At 69.6% G+C, this 26,670-nt stretch carries 14 protein-coding genes; 3 read left to right on the top strand and 11 right to left on the bottom strand.

The features are described 5' to 3' along the window. Window positions 1-39: 39 nt before the first annotated feature. The 3 genes from B8281_RS05575 (at window position 40) to B8281_RS05565 (ending at window position 3,372) form a co-directional block, all read left to right on the top strand. A complete protein-coding gene (locus B8281_RS05575; protein WP_051027509.1) occupies window positions 40-777 on the top strand; it encodes a FadR/GntR family transcriptional regulator in 738 nt (245 codons plus the stop codon). Between the two features lie 73 nt (window positions 778-850). Beyond that, window positions 851-1,537 (top strand): response regulator transcription factor, encoded by a 687-nt coding sequence (locus B8281_RS05570; protein WP_198163163.1) that lies wholly within the window; start codon window positions 851-853, stop codon window positions 1,535-1,537. A 137-nt stretch (window positions 1,538-1,674) separates the two neighbouring features. Then, window positions 1,675-3,372, top strand: coding sequence for a DUF726 domain-containing protein (locus B8281_RS05565; RefSeq protein WP_085387175.1), 1,698 nt, complete (start codon window positions 1,675-1,677; stop codon window positions 3,370-3,372). Window positions 3,373-3,428: 56 nt separating this feature from the next. Here B8281_RS05565 and B8281_RS05560 read toward each other — a convergent pair whose 3' ends face one another. From B8281_RS05560 to pglW, 11 genes are all read right to left on the bottom strand, one after another. Beyond that, on the bottom strand, window positions 3,429-4,685 hold the full coding sequence (locus B8281_RS05560) for a DNA sulfur modification protein DndB (RefSeq protein WP_085387174.1): 1,257 nt from the start codon (window positions 4,683-4,685) through the stop codon (window positions 3,429-3,431). After that, window positions 4,675-7,500, bottom strand: coding sequence for an RNA polymerase sigma factor (locus B8281_RS20090; protein WP_085387173.1), 2,826 nt, complete (start codon window positions 7,498-7,500; stop codon window positions 4,675-4,677). The genes B8281_RS05560 and B8281_RS20090 overlap by 11 nt, the downstream gene beginning before the upstream one ends. Before the next feature lie 110 nt (window positions 7,501-7,610). After that, complete coding sequence (locus B8281_RS05550; RefSeq protein WP_085387172.1) at window positions 7,611-8,078, bottom strand: hypothetical protein; 468 nt, start codon at window positions 8,076-8,078, stop codon at window positions 7,611-7,613. A gap of 9 nt (window positions 8,079-8,087) precedes the next feature. Further along, window positions 8,088-10,184: a DEAD/DEAH box helicase gene (locus B8281_RS05545; protein WP_198163162.1), complete on the bottom strand. Its 2,097-nt coding sequence runs from the start codon at window positions 10,182-10,184 to the stop codon at window positions 8,088-8,090. Between the two features lie 7 nt (window positions 10,185-10,191). Next, window positions 10,192-11,532: a BREX system ATP-binding protein BrxD gene (gene brxD / locus B8281_RS05540; protein ID WP_085387170.1), complete on the bottom strand. Its 1,341-nt coding sequence runs from the start codon at window positions 11,530-11,532 to the stop codon at window positions 10,192-10,194. After that, the gene (locus B8281_RS05535) at window positions 11,529-12,152 is read right to left on the bottom strand and encodes a restriction endonuclease (RefSeq protein ID WP_085387169.1); all 624 of its coding nucleotides are present in this window, start codon (window positions 12,150-12,152) and stop codon (window positions 11,529-11,531) included. The genes brxD and B8281_RS05535 overlap by 4 nt, the downstream gene beginning before the upstream one ends. A 2-nt stretch (window positions 12,153-12,154) precedes the next feature. Beyond that, complete coding sequence (pglZ, locus tag B8281_RS05530) at window positions 12,155-14,845, bottom strand: BREX-2 system phosphatase PglZ (protein ID WP_157446577.1); 2,691 nt, start codon at window positions 14,843-14,845, stop codon at window positions 12,155-12,157. A 17-nt stretch (window positions 14,846-14,862) separates the two neighbouring features. After that, the gene (locus tag B8281_RS05525) at window positions 14,863-18,723 is read right to left on the bottom strand and encodes a hypothetical protein (RefSeq protein WP_085387167.1); all 3,861 of its coding nucleotides are present in this window, start codon (window positions 18,721-18,723) and stop codon (window positions 14,863-14,865) included. A 70-nt stretch (window positions 18,724-18,793) separates the two neighbouring features. Beyond that, the gene (gene pglX, locus B8281_RS05520) at window positions 18,794-21,379 is read right to left on the bottom strand and encodes a BREX-2 system adenine-specific DNA-methyltransferase PglX (protein ID WP_198163161.1); all 2,586 of its coding nucleotides are present in this window, start codon (window positions 21,377-21,379) and stop codon (window positions 18,794-18,796) included. After that, window positions 21,376-22,395, bottom strand: coding sequence for a BREX-2 system adenine-specific DNA-methyltransferase PglX (gene pglX, locus B8281_RS19945; protein WP_198163160.1), 1,020 nt, complete (start codon window positions 22,393-22,395; stop codon window positions 21,376-21,378). Before pglX (B8281_RS19945) ends, pglX (B8281_RS05520) begins: the two co-directional genes overlap by 4 nt. Further along, window positions 22,392-26,645, bottom strand: coding sequence for a BREX system serine/threonine kinase PglW (gene pglW, locus B8281_RS05515; RefSeq protein WP_085387166.1), 4,254 nt, complete (start codon window positions 26,643-26,645; stop codon window positions 22,392-22,394). Before pglW ends, pglX (B8281_RS19945) begins: the two co-directional genes overlap by 4 nt. Between the last annotated feature and the right edge of the window lie 25 nt (window positions 26,646-26,670).

Genomic DNA, 26,670 nt, shown 5'->3' with positions numbered 1-26,670 from the left:
TGAGGCAGAATGGCGCGGTCGTCACCCCGAGGAGGAACGGTGCCCGAGCCCGATGCGACGCTGCCGACGAGCGGCATCGTGCGACAGCGCCGACTGTCCGACCAGGTCGCCGACGCGATCCGCGACGACATCCTCGCGCGCGAGCTCCAGCCCGGCGACCGGCTGCCCTCCGAGCGCGAGCTCTGCGAGTCCTACGGCGTCTCCCGCACCGTCGTGCGCGAGGCCGTCCGCGCCCTCACCGCCAAGGGCATCGTCACCGCCACGCCCGGCTCCGGCCTGAGCGTCGGGCGCACCAGCATCGACGACGTCGGCCAGATGCTCCAGATGTTCCTCCACCACGGCCCCAACGTGCCCTACCTCCAGCTCCACGAGGTCCGCGCGACGCTCGAGGTCGCCGTCGCCGGCATCGCCGCCGAACGCATCGACGACGCCGCGCTCACCGGCCTCGCCGACCTCGTCGACCAGCTCCCCGGGCACGCCGACGACATCGTCGCCGCGTCCAAGAACGACTACGCCTTCCACCGCGGGCTCGCCGTCGCGACCGGCAACGACTTCTTCGTCATGCTCTACGACGTGCTCGGCGAAGGGCTCATGGAGACGCGCGTCGCCACGTTCTCCTACGACCCGCGCCGCATCGACGTCGTCACGCGCGCGCACCGCGCGATCGTCGACAACCTCGACGCGCACCGCGCCGACGGCGCCCGCGCCGCGATGCTCGACCACCTCACCGAGGTCCGCGAGACGTGGGTGCGCCACCAGGACGGCGCGCCGGCCTGACGGCGGTCGCGGCGACGAGCGGTGCGGCGGTCGCGACGGACGCGCCGTGGGCGCGCGCCGCTAGGGTCAGGGCGTGATCAAGGTGCTCGTGGTCGACGACGACCCGATGGTGCGACGGCTGCTGCGGACCATCCTGCGGCCCGACGACATCGAGGTCGTCGCGGAGGCCGCCGACGGCGACGAGGTCGTGACAGCCGTGCAGGCGCACCACCCCGACGTCGTGCTCCTGGACCTGCGCATGCCCCGCGTCGACGGCGTGACGGCGACGCGCGCCGTGCGGGCACTCCCCGACCCGCCCGGCGTCATCGCCATGACGTCGTTCGACACCGAGTCCAGCATCCTCGACGCCGTCCACGCCGGGGCGTCCGGGTTCCTCGCCAAGGACGCGTCACCCGACGAGATCGTCTCCGCCGTCCGCGCCGTCGCAGCCGGCGACGGCGCGCTGTCGCCCCGTGCGGCACGCGTCGTCATGGCGCAGGTCACCGCCGCGCCCGGCGCGGCGGGGCGCAGGGAGGCCGCCGAGCGGGTCTCGACCCTCACCGAGCGCGAGCTCGACGTCGCGCGACTCGTCGCGCAGGGCCTGTCCAACCCCGAGATCGCGCAGCGGCTGTACGTCAGCGAAGCGACGGTCAAGACCCACCTCTCCGCGGCGAGCGCGAAGCTCGGGGTCACGAACCGCGTGCAGCTCGCGGTGCTGGTGTCGCAGTCCGTCGACGGCGGCCCGACCGCACCGCCGTCGAATCTCTCGACCTCCTCCTAACCAGCGCGATCGGCGTCGGCCACGCCATGTACGACGCGGTTATCCCCAGATGCACTCACCGTATCGTCGACGCTTGCACTGGCGATTTCACCCGCTCGGGACCTCTGCGCAGGGTTCGGCCGTGACATCATCCGGCCATGCCAGGATCGATTCACGCGCACGTCGTCGGAGGAACTCGCCTCAAGGTTGAGGTGGTCTCAGACCAGGGCGCGCGGCTTGTGCTCGAGGGCGACGTCGTCGACGTCGAGCCGACGGTCGACAGCGGCGGCGTCCTCGCGGACAACCCCGCACTGGTGAGCAACCTGTGGGCCTTCGCGAAATCCTGGTACGAGGCGCGCACCACGTCATACGCCGATGCGCTCGCCGCAACCGATCGCGAGAGCCAGAAGGCCGCGCACAAGCAGGCCGAGGCGAACAAGAGGACCGCGCAGAAGCGAGCCGACGCCTACGCGAAGGTCGCGCAGTGGATCGCCGACGTCGCCGACGACGTCTCTCCCTACCAGCCGAAGTCCGGCTGGTGCTCTTCCTGCTTCACGAAGACCGAGCACCGGAAGTCGAACCGTCCCAACGGCCAGATGCCCGTGTACGTCTGCCAGTCCTGCGGGGCGCCGACCCTGCCGTGCGTCGCGCCGGGCTGCGAGAACATGGCCGTCCGCGAGCGTGGCGCGATCCGCGTCCCCCAGTACTGCGCCGAGCACCGGCACGACATCCCCGGTTTCGAGAAGGCACAAGGCAGCTTCGGTGAGCTGCACGACTACGAGGACTTCCTGAAGTACGAGAAGCCCGACCTGGGCAAGGCCTCCAAGATCGCTGCCGTCAGCGTTGTCGGCGTCGCCGCAGCCGCCCCGATGGCGCTCCTCGCAGCGCCGGCCATCGGCGGGGCCATCGGCTCGCTCGGCATGTTCGGCGGACTCTCGGGCGCCGCTGCGACGTCGCACGGCTTGGCCCTTCTCGGCGGAGGCACCCTGGCCGCCGGCGGACTCGGAATGGCCGGCGGCACCGCCGTCGTCACTGCGGTCGGTGCCGCGGTCGGGGGCACCCTGGGTGCGTCCGTGTCGAACGCCTACGTTCGAGAGGACAAGTCGTTCCGTATCGAGCTCCTGCGCCCCGGCAAGGGAGGCGTACCGGTCCTTGTGGCCAACGGGTTCCTCACCGAGGGCGATCAGGAGAAGTGGGGCGGCTGGAAGAAGATCGTCGACGACCGGTATCCCGACTCCCCCGTGTACCGGGTGCGCTGGGGAGCCAAGGAGCTCAAGGACTTCGGTGCGATGGGTATCGGACTCGCGGGGAGGGCCGGTGCTTCCACCGCAGTGCGCGGTGCCGCTGCCGCTGCCAACAAGGCGGGAGCCAAGCTCTTCGGCAGCACGTTCACCCCGGCGTTCATCGCCTCCGACCTCGCCAAGAATCCGTGGCACGTCGCGAAGAACCGCGCCGACAAGACGGGTGTCATCGTTGCCGACCTCCTCGCCCGCACCGACGCGGACGCCTACGTGCTCATCGGCCACAGCCTCGGCGCCCGGGTGATGGCCGTGGCCACCGAGACGCTCGGCACGCGATCCGGCCCGCCGCGCATCCAGGCAGTGCACCTGCTCGGCGCGGCCATCGGTGCGAAGAGCAACTGGGGCCCCCTGACCGCCGCGGTCGAAGAAGCCGTGTACGGCTACCACTCGACGAACGACGCCGTCTTGAAGTACGTCTACAGGGTCGCCCAGGCGGGCCAGACCGCAGCCGGCCTGACCGGCTTCTCCCCCGCCTCGCACAAGCTCGTGAACGTCGACGTCACCGATCAGGTGAGCACCCACTTCGAGTACCAGGGCAACGTCGTGCTGGCGTGAGGGGCAATCGGACCACGGGCCGGCCTCGAGCGCCCCGGCCGGCCCGCGGAAGGTCCTCAGTCAGAAAACGCCTCAGCACGCCGCGCCCATCGCGTGACGTCTCCGGCGAGCTGCTTCAATTCCTGCGTCTTCGAGCCCGGAGCCCTGCTCGTGCGCTCCGGAAACAGCCCGGTCGCGAACCACCCGTCGGCCACAGGGAAGTCCATGGACGCGGCTAGTTGACGGAACAGTCCGCGCATCCGTGCATCACCGTTGGGAATCGACACCGGCGAGCCGGTCCTCGAACCATCAACGGCGACAGCGTGATAAGCGCCGGCGAATGCTCGAAGGATGGTGGGCGAGCCGAGCAGGCTCGTCTCCCGCAGTTGGCGCGGGTCGAGATCGCCGTCCGCCAGGCGGCGGAGGTCCTCGAACTCGTCGTGGAGCGCGTCGAAGAAGCGCTCCACGACCGCGAGCATCGGTCCGTCCTTGAGGAGCTTCTTCCGCTGGGCGGTCAGGGTGACCCCGGTGCCGAGTGTCAGCGTCGTGACGATGTCCGTGAGGTTCTTGTTCGAGATCCAGTTCGGGTTCTGCCCGCGTACCGTGTCCGTCTCCTGATCCACGCGCTCCTTGAGCAACGGGTGGGAATTGGCGACGTCCATCGCCACGCGGTTGATCGCACTCCGACGATCGAACGAGGCCGTCACGGACTTGGTGATCCCCTTCGCATTGGTCGCGATGTCGTGGAAGAACTGCTTGTGCTCATCGAGTGTGATGCCCTCGAGGATCTCGACGGTGACGTACTCGTCACGAAGTCTCCGCTGCAGCGCGGTCAGTCCGTCGAGTGACCGGCGGGCCAGGTCGGCATCCGCAGGGCCACGACGCTCGGCGACCGCCGCCTCGTTGCGCGCCCGCTTGACCTCCTCCGCGAGCTTTCGTGATGTGAGCGTCCACCCGAGGATGCGGTGCTGGCCGTCCAGAATCTGTAGCTCACTCTCCGAGTTGTACGGAAGGCGGAGCACACCGAAGTCCACGCCCGCGACGTTCGCGTGCGGCTCGAACTCCTCGGAGAGCGGATACAGCGTGTCCAGCAGGAGGGGCGGAGTCGCCCATTTGACGTTCTCGCGCCAGTACTGGCCGAAGGCCGTTGCACGCGCGACGTTCACCGTCCGGTTGCCCTCGAACGGCTGATCCGGGTCCGGCTCCGGCAGGTGCGTCTGGATGAGGTGCAGCGGCATGGCGATGACGAAAAGGCTCTTCCCGGCGCGCTCGTACCGTTGCGCAAGTAGCTCCCTCCTGTCTTCGTAGCCGCTCAAGCTGAACTCAGTGGCCACTCGGCACCATCCCCGTCTCGATCACTTCGTGGTCTTCGAACATCATCTCGGCAGTGCTGGAAGGCTTCGGCGCTTCCTGCTGTGACTCGGCGACCGATTCGTCGCCGCGCGGGTGACTTGCGTCGAGGTACTCCCGCAACACCGCATAGCGACTCGGGTGACGCAGCTTGTCCATCGTCTTCTTCTCGATCTGACGGATACGCTCGCGCGTCACGCCGTAGACCTTGCCGATCTCGTCGAGGGTCTTGGTCTGCCCGTCGGAGAGGCCGAACCGCATCGAGACGACGCGCGCCTCGCGCTCGCTGAGGGTGTCCAGCACCTGGTGCAGCTGCTCCTGCAGGAGCGTGAAGCTCACCACCTGCTCGGGCGTGATCTCGTCGACGTCCACGATGCGCCACGCGAGTGGAACCACCCAACCGCGCTCGGTTCGCTCGGCGATGCCGTACTCGTCAGGTTCGGCCGGGACCAGCAGGTCAAGAGAGATGGGTGCGCGGCCGTACTTCCGGACCTCGACGACCTTCTCGGGGGTCATGTCGAGCTCCTTGGCGAGCTCCTCGGGCGTGGGCTCACGACCCAGGTCCTGCAGCATCTGACGCTGCACGCGCGCGAGCTTGTTGATGACCTCGACCATGTGCACCGGGATACGGATGGTGCGCGCCTGGTCCGCCATCGCGCGCGTGATCGCCTGCCGGATCCACCACGTCGCGTACGTCGAGAACTTGTAGCCCTTGGTGTAGTCGAACTTCTCCACCGCACGGATCAGACCGAGGTTGCCCTCCTGGATCAGGTCCAGGAACAGCATGCCGCGACCCGTGTACCGCTTGGCCAGCGACACCACCAGACGCAGGTTCGCCTCCAGCAGGTGGTTCTTCGCCCGCTTGCCGTCGTGCGCGATCCACTGCAGCTCACGCTTGAGCTTGCGGTCCAGGTCGTCGCCCTCGGCCGCGAGCTTCTCCTCCGCGAACAGACCGGCCTCGATCCGCTTCGCGAGCTCGACCTCCTGCTCCGCGTTCAGCAGCGCGACCTTGCCGATCTGCTTGAGGTAGTACTTGACCGGGTCGGCCGTCGCACCCGCGGTCACGACCTGCTGGACCGGGGCGTCGTCCTCGTCCGCCTCCGCATCCGCATCCGCATCCGCATCCGCATCCGCATCCGCATCCGACACGATTACATCGAGGCCGACAGGGTCGACAGGATCGACACCCGACTCCAAGTCGCCCAGGGAAGGACCCACGTCGTCGGGGCCTGGGGTCACGTAACTGGCGTTCGTCTCGATCTCGCCGAACCTGTCCGGCGGGCCGCTAGTCGTATCGGCCGGAGGTCGTGCCCGGGCGACAGCTTCCGTCCGCGCCGCTTCGGCATTCCGACGATCGTCCTCGACGACTCGGACGCGCGCGCGGACGAGAGTGCGCAGCACGGCACGATGATCATCCGGATCATTGCGCCCATGCTCGCGACACCATGCTCGAATTTCGGCGCCCGAGATCGTGCGAGCCGCGACAGCGTCCCGCACGAACGCATCCAGAGGGTCCGCCTCGGGCTCCTCCTGCGTACCGACTCCGATTGGAGCCGTGGCGGCATCCTGATCGCGGCTGACGTGAGCACCCCGACGGGTGAGCTCCGCGAGGATTCCGGAGACCACGGCAGCGAACTCCTGGCGCCGTGCGCGCGGGCTCCGGCTGCTTCGAGTGTCAAAGCTCCCCGTCTGCCACAGCCAGTCCGGCATGTCACCGACCATGTCGTCGGCGATCTGCTGGAAGAAGTCCACGATGCTGTCGAGCAAGGTCTCGTCGATGCGGAAGCGGCCGGCCTCGACCGAGATCACCACCTTGTGGAACACACCGGCGAGCGCTCGAAGGAACGTCACTGACCCGAGCAGGCTGCGTTCGCGGATCTCAGCCCCGGTGACACCGCTCTCGAGCACGCCCTGCAGTTCGTCGAACCCGTTGAAGAGCGCGTCAAGGGCCGCCGACGCCACCTCCTTGACCGCCGGCACGGTGAGCGCATCGGAGTGTCCACGACGGACCCAGCCGTCCGGCCCGAGGACCGCGACTTCCACGAGCGCGAGGAGCTGCGAAACAGAGAACAGCGCCGCCGCGTCTCGCCCGACACGGTCCGCTTCCCGCTCGACGAGTGCCGCGAGTCCTTCGTACTCGTCGATGAGCTCTACGGTCGCCCGCTTGATCGAGTCTCGTTGATCGAACGCGGCTGTGAGCGACTTGGTGATGCCCTTGGCGTTCGCGGCGATGTCGAAGAACGACTGTTTGTGGGCGTTCAGATCGATGCGATCGAGCACCTCCACCGTGACGTGGTCCGCCATGAGTCGTTCACTCGTCGCCACGACGCGGTCGACCTCTGCCAGTGCCGATTCGACGACGGACCGGTTGCCCGAACTCCGTCCGCGAGCGAGACGTTCCTGGAGCTCGGCTGCACGCTCGTTCAGGGAGCGGCGGACGTCGAACCACCCGAAGACGCGGTGCTGGCCATCCAGGATGCGCAGCGTCGTCCCGGCACCGGTGTCGAGCGTCAGACGGCCCGCCTCGAGCGAGCCCATCGGGAAGTCGCAGACGAATCGTCGGTTCAAATCCTCGACGGTATCGAGGAGGAGTGGCGGAGCAGCCCACCGGACGTTCTCGGTCCAGTAGCGCGCGAAGTCCCGCGCGTGGCGGAGGTTCAGCAGCCGGTTGCCCTCGGCGCGCTGGGTGACACTCGGTACGGGCACGACATCGGGCACGCGAGACAGCGGAAGAGCGAACACGTAGAGGTGCCCGGACGCGCGTGGCGTGCGCTGCGCGATGACTTCGAACGACCCCACTGCACCCTGCCTCGACCGGCGCCCTCGGTGGCGCTAGCCCGAAGCTTAGAAGGAAGGTGCGACAAACAGTGACGTTCGCCCACCTTTTCACCCACGGCAGCCTCCCAGGATCAATAGCGGACGAGCACGACCGCCTGGAGATCGAGGCGAACACCGTGCGCCACGGCCAGGTCCCGCAGCTGCTTCTCGACCGCGTCGCCCGTAGCGGAGTTCTTGTACCGCTCGGGCACGAGCAGGACGAGCCAGTCCACCTCCTCGCAGGATGCCGCAGCGAGTGTTGCCAGGAGTCCGCCGTTGTTCGTCGCGGCCCGACCTGCCTGGATGCTGAGCGCGGCCAAAAGAGAGTCCGACATGTAGTCCAGCTCTCGCGGGCTCAGGGTCGCGTCCGAGCCTGCTCGAAAGCCCTGAGCGCGGAGCAGCGGGTCAATCTCCTGCGCGACGTCTCGCCGATTGATCCCACCATCGGCGGTAAATGTCGCACGAATCGCTCCACGGCGGACCTCGAGCGCATCGACAACAGCAATCAGGCTTCCGGAGACAACGGGCGACGTTGGCGAGAAGGAGATCAGTACGCTCACGCGCGGAGCTTAACCCCAGTCTCGTCCCTGACTGATCAACTCGGAGACGTGCACCGCGCGCGCGCCGTCGCGGTCGGCGAATCGCTCGGCGAGAGTGGTTCGCGCAAGTTCCGGGGGTAGCGCCACCGAGAACTTCAGCGCCTCGATCTGCCGCGGATCGACGTAGGGCACGGCGGTACCCATGTCTCCACCCCGCAGCTCCCTCGCCGAGACGTCACCGGGAAGGCCGACGCTCTCATTCGTCAGGTTCTCCACAGGAAGACCAACTCCAGCTAAGAACGTCGCGTTGGCGCGCAGCCCTGCCCAGGTCCACAGCGTCGCACCCTTCACACCATGAGACAGCACAAGGCCTGCTGGATCGACCTCCGACAAGTACTCGTCTCGCATCAGAGGCATTCGACTCTGAGCACGCTTCGACAGCTCGACGTCGGGATCTTCACCGAGCAAGACATCCCGACGTGCCCTCATCACCTCGAACGAGAAGGCGATGTCATCCGACTGCCAGCGCACGTCACCGCGTTCTCGCATCGGTGAGACGATCACCACGAAGCGCTCCCAGTCCACGTCCTCGACGAGCCACGCGCGCCCACCGAGCACGATCGGCTTCTGCACCCGGTCGTCGGGGTGCGGCAACGAGAGCGGAGAGACGAACCCGACCTCCTTGGTGCCGGTGATAACACGGAGTTCCTTCTCGGCGAGGAACGACGAGAGTAGTTCCATAAAGTGGCGCCGGCCGAACTCCTTCTCCGCGCGAGGTCCGATCATCAGCAATCCGGTGTCCTCGACGAGGAACTCCTCGTCCACCAAGAACTCGAGGACTTCAGGTGCGTCGTCCATCAGGCTCAGCGAACCCCACCAGTCTCGCCACGACACTCGGCTGAACGCTCCCTCCTGGAGCGCGAGGGCCAGCAGTTGCTGAGCGGCAAGGTGTCGCGGGTGCGGGGGCGGCTGTACCGCCTCGACGAATCCCCGGCGCCACAGCACCAGGACCCCGGCGATCTCCAGCAGGTCCTGGCTGTCGAGCGCGAGGAACATCGTGTTGCGCGCAGTCCCGGGGCGCCGGCCCGTACGTCCCAGTCGTTGCAGGAAGGATGACACCGTCCTCGTCGCCCCGACCTGGATGACACGATCGAGGTCGCCGATGTCGATGCCAAGCTCGAGCGTGGACGTCGCCACGATGACGCAGTCGCGGGCTTCCGCGAACGCTCGCTCGCTGAAGCGGCGTTCCTCCGCTGCGAGCGAGGAGTGCGACACATAGGTCTCGACCGACAGCTCGCGCAGTTCGTAGGCGAGCTTCTCAGCCAGCCTCCGAGACTCGGTGAACACGAGCCGCTTCTCGCCGCGGTGCATTGCCGCGATGATGCGCGCGGCATTGATCTCGGAGCCGACGTAGTCGACGAGTACCAGTGGCTCTGGCGCATCCGGTGCCGGTTCCTCGACGACGACTTGAACCGGTGGCCGATGTCCAGCCCCGGAGCCCTGGAGCCAGTGGCCGACCTCCTCGGGATTGCCGATCGTGGCGGACAGTCCGACTCGCTGCACGTCCCGTCGCGCAAGACGCTGGACGCGCTCGAGGACCGCGAGGAGGTGCCACCCGCGATCCTGGGCGGCGAACGAATGCAGCTCATCGACGACGATGGCCCGGACGTTCGAGAAGAACGCGCGGTGGTCAACGGCCCGGGAGACCAGCATCGACTCGATCGACTCGGGTGTCGTGAGCAGCACGTCAGGCCGTTCCGCGAGGATGCGGCGGCGTTCGCTCTGCCCGACGTCCCCGTGCCACAAACCCACGGTTCGCCCGAGCCATGCGGCGTACGTCTGGATGCGGGGGTAGAGGTTGTTCAGCAAGGCGCGGAGCGGTGTGACGTAGAGGATCGTTGTCCCGTGCCAGTCGCCGCGGGTCATCTCTGAAAGCAGCGGGAAGAGTGCCGCCTCCGTCTTGCCACCAGCGGTCGGTGCGACGAGGACGCAGTCGTCCCCCGACCGCACGGGCTCGACGGCCGCTGCCTGCAGCGGCCGCAGTCCTCGCCATCCCAGCGAGTTGATGACGTGGTACTCGATGGCGGGGTCGAGCCCCGTGCCTGCGCTGTTCACCGCTCCGGTCACCCGTCGCCTACAGGTCGAGCTCGATGTCATCGACGCTCCGCGCCGCGCGGACGTCGCCGAGGGTCGTCGCGGCACGCTCCGCCTCGGTGAGCTCGTCGCGCGCGACCTTGAGGTGGTAGTCGCGACGGGGGTCGAACTCTGCGTGCAGTTCGACCCGGTCGAGCACGTCGACGAGCTTCTTGAGGAAGAGTCGCGGCGCGACCCCCACCTTCCCCCCGAGATCCCCGGCCACGGCGTCGGCGAGCCCTGCGACGTACCGGTCGTCGATCACACGGCGCACGCGGTCGGACTCCGGAACCCCTTGCACGAAGATGTCGCGGACCCGGGAACCCAGCTCGAGCAACGAGTCGTGGGAGAACCCCGTGAGCCGGATCTGCGGCGCCCGAGGGTTGTCGTAGCGCGGGTCCATGGAGAAGTCGACGTCGAGGCGCTGAGCCAACGGCGGAAGTCGCTTCACACCTTGCGGACCGTCGAAGAACGCGGGCGTCCCCGTCATGACGAGGTAGAGCCCGGGGAATCGGCCGCCATCGATCTCGTCGGCGAGCTGTCGCAGGGCGTTGAGCGACTTCTCCCGCACGTCGGACCGCACCCGCTGCAAAGTCTCCACCTCGTCGAGGACGACGACGAGCCCCTTGTAGTCGGAGTCACGCAACACGGTGAGGAGACCCTGGAGGAACCCGAGCGCGCCGAAGTGGTCGAGCTCCCCGCGCACGCCGGCAGCACGTCGGATAGTGGCCGCGACATGAGGCTGCCCGCCCAGCCAGGCGAGGAGTCCGTCGGCCTGGGCGCGGTCGTCGTGCAGGACGGCGTGGCGGTACCCGCGCAACGCCGCCGCGAACGCCGGGGCGTTGTCCGTCACGCTGGCCAGCCGCTTCTCCAGGAGGTCGGACGTCGCGCGCTCCACCGCGCTCACGTCCCGCGGGTCGACTCCAGCCGCCTCGGCATCCGACTGCAGCACGTGGAACCAGTTATCGATGACGTCGCCGAACGCACCGCTCAGGGACTCGGACGTCGCCAAGCTCTCCGTGATGCGGCGGTAGACCGTCTCGAGCTTGTGCAGCGGCGTCTCGGTCTCAGAGATCTGGATCTCGGCGGTGGCGAAGCTCGCCTTCTTCGCCCGCTCGGTGAGCCACCGCGAGAAGAACGTCTTTCCGGACCCGTACTCGCCGCGTACCGCCTTGAAGTGGGCTCCGCCGTCGCCGACCGATCCGAGCTCCTCGTCGATCGCGTTCTCGAACCGGCGCAGGCCCACCGCCATCACGTCGAGGCCACGCTGTGGCACCGTCCCACGCCGCAGCGCGTCGATGATGTCGCGCCGCCGGCGTGGGCTGATCGCTGGTGCGTTCACGACGCCCCTTCCTCGTCATAGGAGCGGTTCTCTGCCCGCGTGATATCCTCCTCGGAGATCAGCCAGAGGTCGTGCACTGCCGCTCGCTCCTCCGCGGTGCGAGTGAATGCCGGGGCGACGAGCATGCCGCGCTGAGCTCCCGAGCCTTCCACAGCGTTCCCGAACGCCTGCACCTCGTCCGCGCTCACCGTGCCCCGCACGTGGCGCACGAGCCACACCTCGTGCAGGAGCGGTCTCGTGTCTGCCGCGAGGGTCTGCGACCAACCAATGCCCTCGGCGCGCAGCCCCGTGTCGTCGAGGCGTGCCAGTGTCACCGCACGCTGGAGCACGTCGCCGCCGACCCTGAGTCCCTCCCCCTCGCCCGCACCGATCGCATCGCCGCCAGTCGGCCCGAAGAGCCGCCCGATGATGCGAGCAAGCTCGCGTGACGCATCGGCGGAGAGCTGGATCGTCTGGCTCACCTTCGGCTTGCTCTGGCGCTGGTCGGATCCGAGCGTCGCGAGCTGCAGCACGCGGCCGCCACCCTCGTCCAGAAAGTCGAACCAGAGGCAATCGACCTCGGTCGGGTGTCGCGTCGCGTGGCCCTTGAGCTCACGCCGGAACGAGCGGATGACTGCCATCGCTACACCTCGACGCCGAACTGGTCCGTCAGCAGAGCTCGGTCGAGCACGACGGTCACCCGGTCGGCATCGACGGACAGGACCTCGTAGCCGTCGACGTTCACCACTCGACGGATCGCAGCGAGCGTAGGTGACAACGTCGCGGCCGGAATCCCCGCCGCGGAGGCCACCGTGTCCTGGTGTGCCCGGCCGCCATGCTCGACGAGCGTGCGCAGTACGGCCGCGACGATGTCGTCCTGCACGGCGCGGCGCCCGGCCCGCTCCCGTTGTTCCACGTAGACGCCGCTGGCGAGCAGCGCATCGATACCGTCCGTGCCCGACGACGCGGTCGCAGCCCCTGCCTCAGCCACCGGAACCGCGGTGACCTCGAACAGCGCGCCCTGCTCGGTGCCGTCGTCGAAGGACAGGTGGACGGTGCTCTTCTTTTGCCGTCGCTTGCGCAGCTCGACAGGTGCAGCGGCCGCGAGGTCAGTGCTCACGCGCACCGGGTCGTTCCACCACGACGGAGCCTGTGGCGCCGCCTCGATCCACCCGTCGATACCGGACTGCCCGCGTCGCTGGAGCACGATCACCGGCACGGTGATCTCCGCGAGCGATGCCCCGCCGTGATACCCGGTCTGCTTGCGTCCGTAGCGCAGCGCCTCGTCCCAGAGGAGGACGGCGTCGCTGCCGGGCGACAGGACGCGCCGGCCGGACACGCGCACCTCACCGTCACGCACCTCACCGGTTCCAGGAAGTCGCCAACGTCCGTCGGCGCCGTCCGCCGGAAGAGTCTGCGTTCCGCGCTCGACGACGTGCCCGTGGTCCGAGGTGAGGATGACAGTGCGGCCGCTCTCGACCGCTGCGGCGAGCAGCTCGCCGAGGGGGCGCAGCTCGGACGGGTCCCACCGACGACCAGAGACGTCCTGCTTGTGCAGCGTGTCATCGATCTCGTTGATCACCACGGCGACCACGGGCGCCTGCTCGTCGCGGATCGCCTGGGTCACGGAGTCCGGCAGCCGCGAGCCTGCCGGCGCGCGCAGGTCGTCCTTGTGGAAGACGACGGAGCGCGGGATCGCGCGCGTCAGTCCCGTCCGCTCCTCAGCGGCGTTGCCGTCCGTGAGCCTGCCAGTGAGCAGCGACGTCCGGGAGTACCCCGTGAGCGTAGGAAGCACGGCCAGCGCGGGGAGGCGCCGCTTCGTCGCGGACGGGACCCACTCCGTGACGAGTCCCTGGGCCGCGGCCTGGGCGATCTCCGCTGCGATCGACGCACTCATGCCGTCGAGAACGACGAGGAGCGTGCGCCGCTGCGCCCCGGTGCTCCACGGGAGGACGACGTCACGCAGCAGGTCCTCGACGGGCACCGCTCCGACGGGTGTCTCGTCTCGTTGCGTCGCCTCGGCGAGCTGATGCGCGGCACCGGCATCCCGGCGACGACGCCGCTCGACGACCTGCGACGTGAGCTCCCGGTAGGCCGCGGCCACCGTGGCGTTGGTCGTCGCGTTCCACAGCGTCCCGACGGCGAGGTCCGCCCAGGCCCCGTCGTCGACGTGACGGCGGAGCGAGTCCGAGAGGGTCCGAGCTTCCTGCTCCGGTGAGCGCAGCCACCGCCAGAGCCGGACGGCCATGCGAGCGCCGCGAACATCAGGCGCGTCGGGACGCGCCGCGTGATGCCGCAGCACCGTCCGCAACGCGCCCTCGACCGACGAAGCATCGTCTCCGGACAGCGCCGCCGCGAGCCCCTCGAGCCGGGCGTCGAGACCGGCCCGCAGGACGGCGGAACGCCGGGCCCCTTCGGGCCACCCGACGTCGCCGAGCAGGGCGTCGGCCTGGCTGAGGATGACCGGCAGGGTGGTGTCGTCGTCGAGCGCCATGCGCCCGACGACGGCGCGTGCCGTCGCCGCGGCGCGTTGCGCGACGAGCGGAAGGATCGGTTTGCGGTCGACGTAGGCCTCGATGCGTGCGCGCGCACCGACCTGCAGCTCGTCGAGGCGGGGTTCGTGTCCGTCGCTGTCCGGCCAGAGCACGTCGACGACGAGCGCGACGGCGAGCGGGCTCACCGCTCGTCCGCTCCCGCCGACGCGCAGCGCGAACGCCACGTCCTCGCCCAGGGCATCTCCCGCCCAGGTCGTGAGTCGACGACGCAGCTCGGGCTCGACGCCATTCCACGCCGCTCGCCCGTCCTCGGTGCTGAGACGGGACAGGACGACGGGTCCGTCCAGGTCCGTGGGGACGGGAAGGCCGAGGAGGTGCGTGAGGAGCGAGCTCAGAGCGAGCGTGCTGGTCAGCGAGGGGGTCGGCGACGTCGGCCAACCACCGGTCGGCTGGTGGTCGAGCAGCGCGGTGGCGACCCAGTCCCCGACGCGACGCAGCTCGGTGTCGACGTCGCGCGCCCCGCGGAAGAGCGCCGGGACCGCGTCCCACTCCTTGACGTACTCCACGCGCTGCCGCCAGGCCTGGAGGATGACCGCGTCCCCGAGATCCGCGTCGGCGCGGTCCGTCAGCACCAGGAGCCGCTCATCGTCACGGCGCCGTGCATAGGCGTCGAGGATCGCGAGCGCCGAGAACCCCTCGACGACCCGCACCGGCGAACCGTCGATGTCGAGCACGCGTTCGCCCGACCACTCGGGCCTCGCCCGGAGCAGGAGCACCGGAGTGTCGCCCTCGCGGACGAGGCTCGTGGCTCGCTGCCGGACGTAGCCGGGTTGAGCCATGACGGCCCGGACGGTGGTCACTCCCACCGCCAGGTGACCCGAAGCGACTTGCCCTCGGCGGGTTCTGCCAGCACCTCAAGCAGGCGAGTCGTGACCTCCTCGAGGTCACGAGCGTGGGCCACCGTGACGGTCGCCTCCGCAGCACGTCGGCGGCGAGCCACCTCGGCAGCCTCCTCGGCGGCCCGACGACGCTCGGCCTCTTCCCGCTGCCGGCGGCGCTCTGCCTCGAGCTGCTCCTCGGCCTCCCGAGCGCGGCGCTCCGCCTCGGCAGCCTTGGCTTCGGCGTCTTGTCGCGCCTGCCGGTCCGCGGCCTCGCGCTCGCGCCGCTCCGCCTCGGCTCTGATCCGCTCCTCCTCGCGACGACGTTGCTCGGCGTCGTCCGGACGCGGCGGCGCCGGGCGTCGCTCGACGAGCAGGGTGGTCATCCGCTCGGCCGCGGTCCGCAGGGCCGGCTCGAGCGCGCTGTGCAGCTCGTCGCGCGTCGCCGCACCGCGCAGGTCGTCCAGGATCGCCGCATCGGGGCCGTCGTCCAGGGTCCCGATCTGGTCGAGGATCTGCCAGTTGGCGCCCTGCAGCGCTGCACCGACGGAACGCGCGCTCGAGATCGACCGGGCGAGCGGCGCCGTCTCGCTCGGCAGGTCGAACGCGGCGAGCTCGGTGATGAGGTCGTTCGCGTCGCGTCGCGCCGAGAGCAGGTCGACGAGGTCGCGCGCGCGGTAGGCGGTCGCGAGACGCCCTGCCGGCGCGTCCGGGTCGGCACCGAGCACCCGGGCGTGCGCACCGAGCAGGCGTGGCAGCGCGTCGACGTGCTCGCGGACCGGGTCGACCGCGTCCTTGATCCCGCGCGCCACGCGCTGCACGGCCGCCGAGTTGCGGTACAGCTCGCCAGAGCCGACGCCGAAGAGCGCCTGCGCGCGGCGAACCGCCTCCTCCCAGTCCCCCGCGTCGGGAAGCGTGGGTTCCTTGAACGACGTCTGCGCGCGCACCTCGCCGACGCCGGGGGGCGGGGTGACGATCGCGCCGTAACTGCGGATCTCCCGGTCCGCGAGAGCCGCCCACACCAGGATGAGCAGGTCCTCGAGCTCAGGGCTCAGCCCGTACTCGCTCAGGGACTCCCGGAGGACCTGGGCGCTGGTCTCCTGCTCGCCAGCGGTCCACTTGGTGAACCGGTCCCACCAGCCGAAGGTGGAGCGGTCGAGGACGTAGACGTTCTCGCGCAGCTCGCCCAGCCGGAGCCCTTGCACGACGCGCCGCACGGACTGGACCCGCGTGCGGTCCACGCCCTCGACGCGCCCCCCGCCCGACGCCGCACGGCGAGCAAGCTCGAGCGCCGCGGCGAGCTCGGACTTCTTCAGCTCGCTGTCGCCCTGGGATATCTGCGGGTGATCCGGGAACTGGTGCGTCAGCGCCTGCTGGAGCACGTCGGTCAGGCCGGCGGTGAGCGTGGGTGCGATGGGCATGCGGAGCTGGAGCCCGGTAGAGGTCAGCGTGACGAAGCTATTCCCCGGCGGGACCTCCGTCCCGATGTGCTCCGGGGTCGGGGCCTGCACGGCGTAGGCCTGGCGCAGCGCGGTCTGGAGCTGCTCGCGCAGGCTCTCGCGTCGCGCCTGGAGGGCCCTGCGTGCGGGCTCGCGGTCGTTGACGGCGAGGCGCCCCGCGTTCTCGTCGAAGTGCTGCCCGGTAAGCAGGTACTCGAGCTGGACGAGGGCGCCGAGGTCCTCCATGCGCTGCGTCGTGAGGAAGTGCGGCACCCAGATGATGGTGTCGCTCACGAGCCCGTCGGTGCGCAGTCGTTCGATGCGCGCGAGGTCCGACGCGGGACCGTGCGTGGCGTCGTCGTCGAACGGGAAGTCGACGACGACCTTCCACCGTCCCTCGGCAGCCATGAAGGCGCCGTCGTGCAGCGTGGCGTCGTCGCGGACGTTGCCGAAGACGAGGTCGGCCTCCCACCGCTGCCCCTGCCACACGTGACGGAACGTGTATTCGTAGACGAGACCGCCCGGGGCGGAGACGCCGAGCTCGCCGAGGATGAGCTCGCGCAGGAGGCGGCGCCGCGCCTCGCTCGTGTCCTCGCCCTGGACGTTGTCGAGGACCGCGTCGTAGTCGACGCCCGAGAGCTGGATCGAGACGACCGGGTCGTTGCCGCTGCCGAGGCTGATCTCGCCGAACTCGGACCGCCACTGGTTGACGAGCGTGATGACCTGGCTCGCCTCCTGCCCGGGGACGAACGACGTGACGCTCCCGTAGTTCAGCGCGGCGAGCTTCGACGCCGTGAGGGAGCGCAGCGACCGCGCTCCGGGGGCAATCTCCCCGACCAGCAGGGTCTTGAGCAGGCGGTCCTCCGTGCGGAACGCGTGCTTGCGGGGCAGCGCCCGCGCGGCCTCCTCGGTCAGCCCGTGCTTGTCGAGCAGGTAGGGCCGCACCTTCTGACGGTAAAACGTCGCCGCGATCTCGAAGAGCTTGGTCATGTCTTCGGTCAGCGGCTTGGTGTCCCCGAGGACGACGACATCGAACACGTCCCCGACGGGGATGACATCGCCCACGGTGAGGTCGTCTCGCCCCTCCGAGAGCAGCTCGCTCATGATCTTCAGCGCGGTGCGCTCGCGCTGGAGGATCGTCGACAGCGCGACCATCGCGTCCACGAGCGCCGGGGAGAACGGGTAGATCTTGGCGAAGTCGTCGCCGCTGGACCCGACCTCGTCGTCGAGGAGGTACCGCATCGCGGTCTGGTTGCCGCCGACCCTTCGGGCCGCCGCGGCAAGGGCCGCCGCACCGCGCTCGTCCTTCGGCTCGAGGAGACGGCGGTGCACGATGTCCGGCAGGTCGGCCGCCTCGAGCACGATCTTGTCGAACCGGTCCTCCCAGTGCCGGAACGAGTCGCCGATGGTGACCTGCTCCGCCCCGGTGGAGCTGCCGCTGAGAAAGCCCTTGAGCTCTCGCTGCCGCGCGACGAACGAGATGATCGGCACGGCCAGGCCTGCGTCGGTCTCGACGAGCTTGGTGACCTTGGACGTCTCGCTCTGGATGAACGTCGAGTTGCCGAGGTGCTGCCCGAGCCACAGAACGAGCTCGTCGAGGAAGAGCACGAGGCCGTCGTAGCCGAGGCTCTTCACATGGTCGGTCATGACCCGCAGCCCGTCCTGGATGCCGAGCCACTCGCCGGTGCGCGTCGCGCTCGTGAAGAACGTCGCGACGAGGTCGCTCACCAGGCGCTGGCGATCCGATGCGGTCGGGGGCAGACGCCGCGCCGCGTCGTAGGTCTCGGCCGTCCAGCCACCCGCCTGGTCGCCCCAGCCGGCCTCCTCCGGGGCGGTTCCCCCAAGCTTCGCGAAGAACGTGTCGTCGCCGAACTGCTCGCGCAGGTGGTCGGCGTCGTCGAGCAGGCCGTCCGAGGTGTGCAGCACGGGAGCCGGCTCGTCGGGGTGGCGGCGCGCGACGGCGGCGACGTACCCGGAGAAGAGCGCCTGCTCGAGGCTCTCGCTCCCGAGCAGGTGGTAGTCGACGGCGAACAGGCGGGCGCTGAGCGCGCGCTCGTGCTTTGCGACCGTGGCCTGCAGACCGGTGAGCGCCCGGGCGTGCGCGTTGCCCGAGAGCATGAGGTCGAGCACGGCCATGAAGTGGGACTTACCGGCACCGAACGAACCATGGATGAACGCGCCACGGCTCGCGTGCCGGTCGAGGGCCGACTCGACGAGACCGAGCGCCTCGCCAAAGGAGCGCGTGATCGACGGCGTGACGACGTAGTCATCGAGCGTGCGCTCCGCGCCCTCGTTCACCCCGTCCGCGAGGCGCAGCACGAAGTCGGCGGCGTGGACGGTCTCAGGGATGTCGATGACGTCGCGCAGCGGGAGCGTCAGGTCTCCGGTCGGCGTGCTCATCGGGCGATTCTCCCTCGTCGAGTCGTTCTCGTGCTGGTGGGTCCGTGCGTGCGCATCGAAGTGCGGGCGGTCAGGACGCTCGGGGGCGCCGACCCCGTGCAGCCGGTGCCGGTCGCCAGGCGTCGAGGTCGGCTCGCGTCGTCCCGAGCTGCTGCAGCATCCCATCCACGAGCCCGCCGATGGCGGCCGCCGGGCTCATACCGAACTCCGGCACGACGTCCCCGTGCCACTGGCGCAGCCACGGCTCGAGCTCGACCAGACCGGCGAGGAGCGGCACCAGATCGGCCGACTCAGCGCCCTGCGCCTGGAGCGTGGTGAGCTCGCGCGCGAGCGCCTGCGCCTGCTGGGCGTGGTCCCATCCCGCCCAGCCGACGACGGCGGTCCGGTCACCCGCGCGCCCGACACCCGGGTAAGCGACGAAGCGCTCCTTGGGCACGTCGAGCTTGCCGCGCGCCTTCCAGAACGCCGGCTTGCGGAAGTCGGCGGACGTGTACTTGGGCGGGACCGCGATGGTCACATCCTCGCCCGCGTCCTCGCGACGCTGCAGGTTCCACGTCTCCTGCCACGCCCGGTACTTCTCGATCCCGGAGTCCTTGTACCGGTGCGCGGCGAGGTAAGGCACGGCCTCGTCGGCGATGAGCGGCGTGAGCACGGCCGTGAGGTCGTGCTCGGTGGTGCCGGTGAGGATCGTCGCGAGGTCGCGGACGAACGCGTCGTGGCGCAGCGCTGACGCGAGCTCGCCGACGGAACGGGCCAGAGGCCCGTTGCCATCGGCCCACAGCTCCGGCACCTCCAGGCGGTCGAGCAGGGCATCGCGCGCTGCTTCTCGAAGGTCAGTATCCCATCCAGCTTGGCCCCATGTTCGCTTGTAGTCAGGGCGCTCCAGCAGGCGAATCACAGGATTCTCGTCAATCTCGCGCAATCGACGCTCCACAAGCTCGCGATAGTCAGCGGGCCAAGTCGAACTCGGACGAACGGCGTGCACGTCACCGAACTCACGGAACCACCGCGTGTTCTCGGCCCCATCCTCTACCCGCCGCGCGAGCGCGATCTCGAATGCGCGATCACCAGTACGAATCTGGTCGATGGCATCGCCGGAATACGTCAGGTCCTCGTCGATCAGCCCGTACAGGCGGTATACCTCCCAGTCGAGCTCTTCCTGCTCGAAGATCATCCTCGCCCGCAGCCGGTCCCACTCGGCGTGCGCATCGCGAACGCGTTCGATCGGCCCGCACCCAGCAGTGCCCGCGTCGCGCAGGGCCGATCGCGGAGAAGACTCAGACCGCCGTCGTGCCAGCTCGTCGAGAACTGCTCCCCGCGCGCCCGGAAGCCTCGCAGGGAGCGGGAACTCCTGCAGCTTTGTGCCGGTAAACTCGTAAAAATCACGCCACTTCTCATCCTTCGAACTTCCGCCGCCCGGCCCGCCCTTGTTGTGACTGACTTGCTTGAGCCAGAAGCACGCGGTGGAGCTGTTGAGCACGCCGAGCAGGTCGACGTGGTCCTGCTCCGTCGCCGACTCCGGCAGCTTGATCACCGGCGCGGAACGGTTGAACACCTTCCCGCCCCTGTCCAGCACGAAGTGGTTGTGCGTCGCCACAAACGCGAGTGTGAGCGACCACTCGTGCGCACCCGGGTCCTTGGGCAACTGATGCCACTCGTACCAGGGGCGGCCCTGCTCGAAGTACGTGTTCTTCTGGAACGTCGCCCGGTTCCCGAGTTCGGTCCGCAGCGGCCAGACCCGTCGAGTCACAGCCGGGAAGTCAGTCAGCGGTCGGAGCTCGTGCTTGTCGGTGTAGGGAAAGAATGTCGGCTCAGCTCCTCTTACAAGAAAGTCGCGAACGATGTCTCCGACGACCAGAGGTCGGTAGGCGTCTCCATCGCCTATGCGCCTGGGAACGGCCTGTGGAGCCATGAATGCGTCGTCCGCACCCATGATCCCGAACACACCGATGCGGTAGGCGATGTCGCCAGGGGTGTGATTCTTGGCCTCGTCGAGTCGCTCCATCAGACCAGCCGCACCGCCCCCACTCAGGGACCACGGGTGCGTTGACACCGCTTCGCGGTCGAGGTCGGTCACCGTGACATAGGCGCCGTCGTAACCGGACGTCTCCAGATTCTCAACGATCTCGGTCCACACGAGACCCTTCGAGGCATCGGCCGGCTGGCCCGGTTCGCCGCGCACGCCCAAGACGCCACGAACCGTTCCCGACTGAGGCCGGCGACGACGCCCGACGAGGATGACGGTTGGCGTTCCATGCCCAGGGATGTAGGCGCCGCTGGTGTCGATGACCGCAGTGAGGTCGACGGAAGTCCGCAGATCCTGTCCGCTGAGGAACTGCTCGATGAGCTTGCTGCCGAACTCACGCTTCATGAACGAGTTCGACGTGATCTGGCCTACGAAGCCTGCCCCCTCACCGCGCCCGCCAGCAACGGCGAGGCGGAAGAACAGCTCCATGAAGGGCACCGAGAGCGCGTACTTCCCCTTGCACGTCGGGTAGAGCTCCCGGTAGCGCTGGTTGAGGGTCTTGTCCTTCACCGTGATGTACGGCGGGTTCCCCACCACCACGTGGTACTGGCCCGTGTCGAGGATGCCGCGGTACTCGCTCACGTCCTCCGTGGCGTACTCGAAGACCTCGTCCTCCCCGGAGAGGTTCAAGGCGCCCTGCACGCCCCCGCCCCGAGGAGCGAGTCCCCCACCGCCAGGTGGAACGGCATCTTCGACATATCGACGAGGGACCGGTCACCGGTGGCCTTCAGCGCCGCGACGGTGAGCCGGAACCGCGCGATCGACACGGCGAACGGGTTGAGGTCCACGCCGTGGATCGAGTCCATCGCGCGGCGCACGCGCTCGCGGACGTCGAGCACCGGCGCCTCGTCGAGCCACTTCTGCTGCAGTCGCGCGAACGCGCCGAGCAGGAAGTGACCAGACCCGCAGGTTGGGTCGATGACCTTGAGGCCGGGCACGCCGAACTCGCGCACCGCGGGCTCGAGCGTCTGGTCGAGGATGAACTCTTCGACGAACACCGGCGTCTGCAGCAGTGCGTAGGTCTTCTTCGCGTGCTCGGACAGGTCCTGGTACAGGTCGCCGAGGAAGCGAGTGTCCAGCGTCTCGTCGGTGAAGTCGTGCACCGGGTTGCCCGCGCCGTCGTCGGCGCGCCAGAAGTCGACGAGCCGGTCCGCGGCGTCGGCAGAGATGAGCGCCGTCCACACGGGGTTGTGGTCGGGGTCCACCAGGCCACGGCCGGCAGGCTGCGCAGCGAGCACGCGGAACGCCTCGTGCAGCCAGTCGCGACGGTTCGCAAGCGGGTTCGCGCGGAAGAACTCCGTCTGGTTCTCCACGGCGCGGTCGGTGCGGCCGTCCGGCCCGGCGATCCACAGGGTGGGGACGAGCCGGTTGTCTGGGCCGCGTGCACCGCCGAGCAGGTGGTTGTCCTCGCAGAAGCGGACGAACGTCGTCGCGACGATCCACGCCACGGCCGCCTGGTCGATCTCGTTGTCGCGCCACGCGACCCACGACAACCCGGTCCGCCCCCGCTCGAGCGCGATCCGGTGCGCCTCACGCAGGTTGGCCGCCCACGGGTTGTCCGGCTCCTCCGTCCGGTCCCGCAGGTCAGCGACGAGCAGCTTGAGCTGCTGGGTGAGGTCCTTGAGCAGGCGGGCAGAGTCGATCACAGACGTGCTCCAGCGTCGGGCGCGGTCGTGGCGCCGGTGGGCTCGGCCGGACGGCCGAGAAGTTCAGCGGGGTGCGGCAGGTCGAGCCAGCGGTCCGGCCCGAGCGGGACGGGCTGCCCGTCGAGCAGCGGCACGGCCCGGGAGCCGTCGCGCGGCACGAGCAGCCAGCGCGCGGCCGGGCGCGGCGTCGCGACGTCGAGCAGCTCGGAGAGCAGGCCGGACAGCCCGTAGCGGACCAGCGGGCCGGCGTTGAACAGCAGCAACGGCTCGGGCTTGGCCATGAGCTCTGCCCAGCGCGGATCCTCGGCGCGGGTGAGCGCGTCCCGCACGAGCCGCGTCAGGTGGCCCCACCCCGGACCGGTGCGGTCGCCGTCGGCCCGCAGGGCGACCGACCACGTGATCCGGCGTTGCTGCGCCAGGTCGCGGGCGGCGTCGAGCACGAACGTGGCGACGTCGATCGGATGCACGTCGTACCGCCCCGCGAGCGCAGAGATCGTCGCCGCGTGGCGGGAGGGCGGCACGCACAGCGTGAGCGCCGACCGGCGGCGCAACGACTCCCGCAGATGCGTGTCCGCCGCGGAGCCGGTGACGGCCTGGACCGTCGTGCTGCGCAGGCTGGTCGCAGCGCGGGTCAGGCTGTCCGCCGGAGCGTAGACCCCGGTCTGGTTGCCCGCCGTCGGCGGCTGCCACACGAGGTTGCCGAACACCTCGCGCACAAGGTCGTCCAAGCGCGGCCGTGCAGGGACCGCGGCGTTCAGCTCGGGGAAGCGTGAGGTCACGCGGCGCCGGATCCACTCCTCAGAGATCGACCGACCAGGACGCCCGCGCAGGGCGACCGCGAGCGCCGTCTCGATCGGGAGATCACGCGAGTAGACCTCACCGAGCCCGGAGAGTGCGGCACGGGCGGAGGCCCCCGAAGCGAGCCGCACGAGCGCATCCCTCGACCACTGCCCCAGCATGTCGTCCGCTGCGTCGTCGTCCGAGCGGGCTACCGCGTCGCGGAGACGATCGCGGAGCCGCTCCGCGGCCTCGGACGCGGGTGCGACGCGGTCGCCCGTCACGAGCTCGTCGGCCGCGCTGCCGAGCGCGACCGCCAGGTCGAACAGGTCGTCCGCAGGAGGGAAGGAGTCGTCGGTCGCGTCCGGGTCCGCGCCCTCCGTCAACGCGACGAGCGGCGCCGCGCCGGAGCCACGCCGTCGGACCGTGAGCCGTGGGTCCTCGAGCTGCGACTCGACCTCGACCACGGCCCGCACGAGGGCGCCACCCAGCGCCGCCCTCTCCTCGCCGCTCTTCGTCGAGCCGCGCTCCGCCGCCAGGAGCGACGCCAGGTGCGGGACGGTGAGCACACGCCCCTCCCGGGCGAGCACCGTGAGCACCTCGTCCGTGAGCTGGGCGAGGTCGCGCCTCCCCGACCACTCACCCACGGCACGATCGGTGGCCTGGACCACGCGCTCACGCGTGACGCCCGTCGCCTTGGCGACCTCGCCGGACGTGGGCCATGCCGACGTCGCCAGCGAACCCACACCGAGCAACATCCGGACCGCCGGAGCATCCGCGGCCGGGACGTCGTCGAGAAGTGACTCCACGACCCCCTCGACGCTGCGGCGCGCCACAGCCGGCTCCGTCACCTCCGCAGACGACCCCAGGCGGTCGCGCCACGCGCGGACGCGGCCCTGGATCTCCTTGCGGTACTTCTCCCCCAGGCCACGGATCTTGTTGATCTTGAAGGCGGGGACCGCGAGCAGGTCCCCGACCGTGTGGATGTCGAGCCGCGACAGACCTGAGAGGGCTCGCGCACTGAGCCCGGACTGCTCCAGGAGAGTGTCGCGGTCGGCCGAAGCCGCGGCCTCGTCGTCGCCCGTCGCAGCCGCGGCGCCGTCGTCCAGGCCCTCGAACACGGCATGCCACGCCACCGCGAGCTCGTCGACGCCACCAAAGCGATCCCTCGCCACCGGGGTGAGGGCCCGCGTGAAGAACTCCGCGAGTGCCGGTGCGACAGCCTGCTCAAAGCTCTCAGGAGCGATCACCGGTGCGTCGGTCGCGTGCGCGGGCCCGGAGCCACCGCTCTGCCACCACGGCATCTCGCCCGTCGCCATCTCGAACAGCGTGGCGCTCACCGACCACAGCTCGGCGGCACGGTCGAACCGCCGCCGCTTCCCGCCCAGGTACGGGTCGAGGTACCCGAGCGTGCCCGAGCCGATGTTCTCGATCGGCTCGCGCGAGAGAGACAGGTCGAAGAGCGTCAGGCGAGGGGTCTTGGTGCTCGGGTCCGGGGCGATGCCGAGGTTCGCCGGCTTGATGTCGCGGTGGAACACCCCCTGCTGGTCGAGGTACCGGACCGCCTCGATGAGATCGGACCCGTACTGCTCGAGCTGCGTGAGCGTGGCGCGACCTTCGGTCGCGATGCGCGAAGCGAGCGTCTCCTTGCCGGCGTCGGACATGAGCAGCGCCGTCCGGCCATCGACCTCGACCACGCCCTCACCGACGAGCCGGACCACGCGCGGATGGTCCAGAATCCGCAGCGTCTCCGCTTCGGCTACGAGGCGCGGTCCTGCGGCGTCGGTCCGGGCGACCTTGAGGATGAGCTCGCGCTCGGAGTCGGACTCCATGTCGACCACGACGAACGCGGTCCCCGTCGACCCCTCTCCGCGCCGTTCCTGGACGAGGAAGCGGTCGCCGACGAGGTCGTCCTTCCGAGCCTCGAGGGGATCGGCGGCTGGCGTCGGCCCGGCGGGGGCTTCATCCTCGCTGCCCTTGCGGGCCTTCGCCCACGCGTCCTCGACCAGACCGAGGACGTCCTCGACGGACTGCGCGCGCTCGGGCTCCGCGACAGCGGTCGCGAGCTCGAGCGCCGCCACGACGTCGTCGGGAAGCCCCGAGCTCGCACCCGCATCGAGGTAGCCGTGCTCCTGCTGGACCCGCTGCAGCTCCGCGAGGTTCGCTGCGGGAGGGCGGCCCGTGAGGATGCGGAAGGCCACGGCGCCGAAGCCGTAGACGTCGAGCGGGATGCTGGGAAGGTCTGCGGAGCCATGGAGCGCTTCGGGCGCGAGGTAGAGCCAGTCGTCCGCGCCGACCGCCTGACCGATGTCCGAGACGCCCGCCGAGATCGTCGTGAGCTGCCCGCGCGTCGAGGCACGGTCCTTCTGTCCCGCGTACCAATCACGGATCGTGAGCTGCGGCATCTCGCCCGGGCGGATCCACACGTGCCGCGGGGCAAGGGCACGGTGCACGAGGCGGCGCTGATGTGCGAACCGCAGGCGCTCGCCGAGCTGGCGCACCAGCGTGACGCGGTCCTCGAGCGTGAGCTGCGCGGCGTTCTCGTCGAGATACGCCTCGAGGGGCACCTCGGTCTCGTCGTACGGGAAGACGAGCGCCGGCCCGGAGTCCGTGGCGATCATGTCCGACGGCACCGTGATGCCCTCGTTGATGATGCCCTGCGTGAGCCGGAACTCGCGCTCAGCCTCCTGTTCGATGCGCAGCCGTTCGTCCGCCGAGGCGCCAGGCGGAAGATCGTAGATGCGCAGGCGGCGTCGGACCTTCGTCGCCGGATGATCGACAACGAAGTCCTGCCAGGTCGGTCCCTCGGCGATCGGCTCCGTGTCCGCGACGACGAAGTGGCCCACCGAGCGCTGCTTGGGGGTCGGCTTGAAATCCGCGCGCTGGCACGCCGCGCGGACCAAGGTGGCGCGGTGGTGATCGATGAAGTCGCGTGCGTCGTTCGGCTCCTGCGCGACGAAGCTCCGCAGCGTGCCGACCTTTTGGCTCTTCGGACTGCGGACGTCGTAACCGTCGAGGGTCAGGATCCCGGTACGGGCACGAGCATCGTCGAGCTCGACACGTGATCCCTCGCCGTGCAGGACGACCAGGGCACCGACGAACGGCAGCGACGCCTTGGCGCGGTCGTTCGGGGCGTAGTCCTTGAGGAGCGTCGAGAGCCGCTTCGCCTTGCGGTCCGTGAGGAGCAGCGGGTTCTCCATCTGGCGCGTGGTCCGACCCGTCACCGTCCACCACTGGCTCGATCCACGGATCATCCCGTGCCAGCCCTTGAGTTCCACGACGAAGAACCCGCGCTTCGTCAGGAGCAGGACGTCCACCTCGGCGGTCCGGCCGTTGTGGTCGATGAAGGTGAGGTTGGCCCACGCAGTGGTGATCCCGTCGTCGGGCAGGATCTCCCGAACCTGGCGCAGAGCCGCGGCTTCCGCCGGCGTCGCCGGCTCACCCATCTCGAACCAGTGCGAGTCAGGGAGCATCGACGCAAGCCTTCAGAGACGGACG

The organism is Cellulosimicrobium sp. TH-20, assembly GCF_002105775.1.
In the GTDB taxonomy this organism is placed as follows: Bacteria; Actinomycetota; Actinomycetes; order Actinomycetales; family Cellulomonadaceae; genus Cellulosimicrobium; species Cellulosimicrobium funkei.
Note: the sequence above shows the minus strand (reverse complement) of the source record. Positions and strands in the feature narration are given on the sequence as shown.

What these genes read in the sequence shown, in the direction of transcription:
- B8281_RS05565 (WP_085387175.1), top strand. Translation starts at nt 1,675, where the DNA reads ATGCCAGGATCGATTCACGCGCACGTCGTCGGAGGAACTCGCCTCAAG.
- B8281_RS05535 (WP_085387169.1), bottom strand. Translation starts at nt 12,152, where the DNA reads ATGGCAGTCATCCGCTCGTTCCGGCGTGAGCTCAAGGGCCACGCGACG.
- pglZ (WP_157446577.1), bottom strand. Translation starts at nt 14,845, where the DNA reads ATGGCTCAACCCGGCTACGTCCGGCAGCGAGCCACGAGCCTCGTCCGC.
- B8281_RS05525 (WP_085387167.1), bottom strand. Translation starts at nt 18,723, where the DNA reads ATGAGCACGCCGACCGGAGACCTGACGCTCCCGCTGCGCGACGTCATC.
- pglW (WP_085387166.1), bottom strand. Translation starts at nt 26,645, where the DNA reads ATGCTCCCTGACTCGCACTGGTTCGAGATGGGTGAGCCGGCGACGCCG.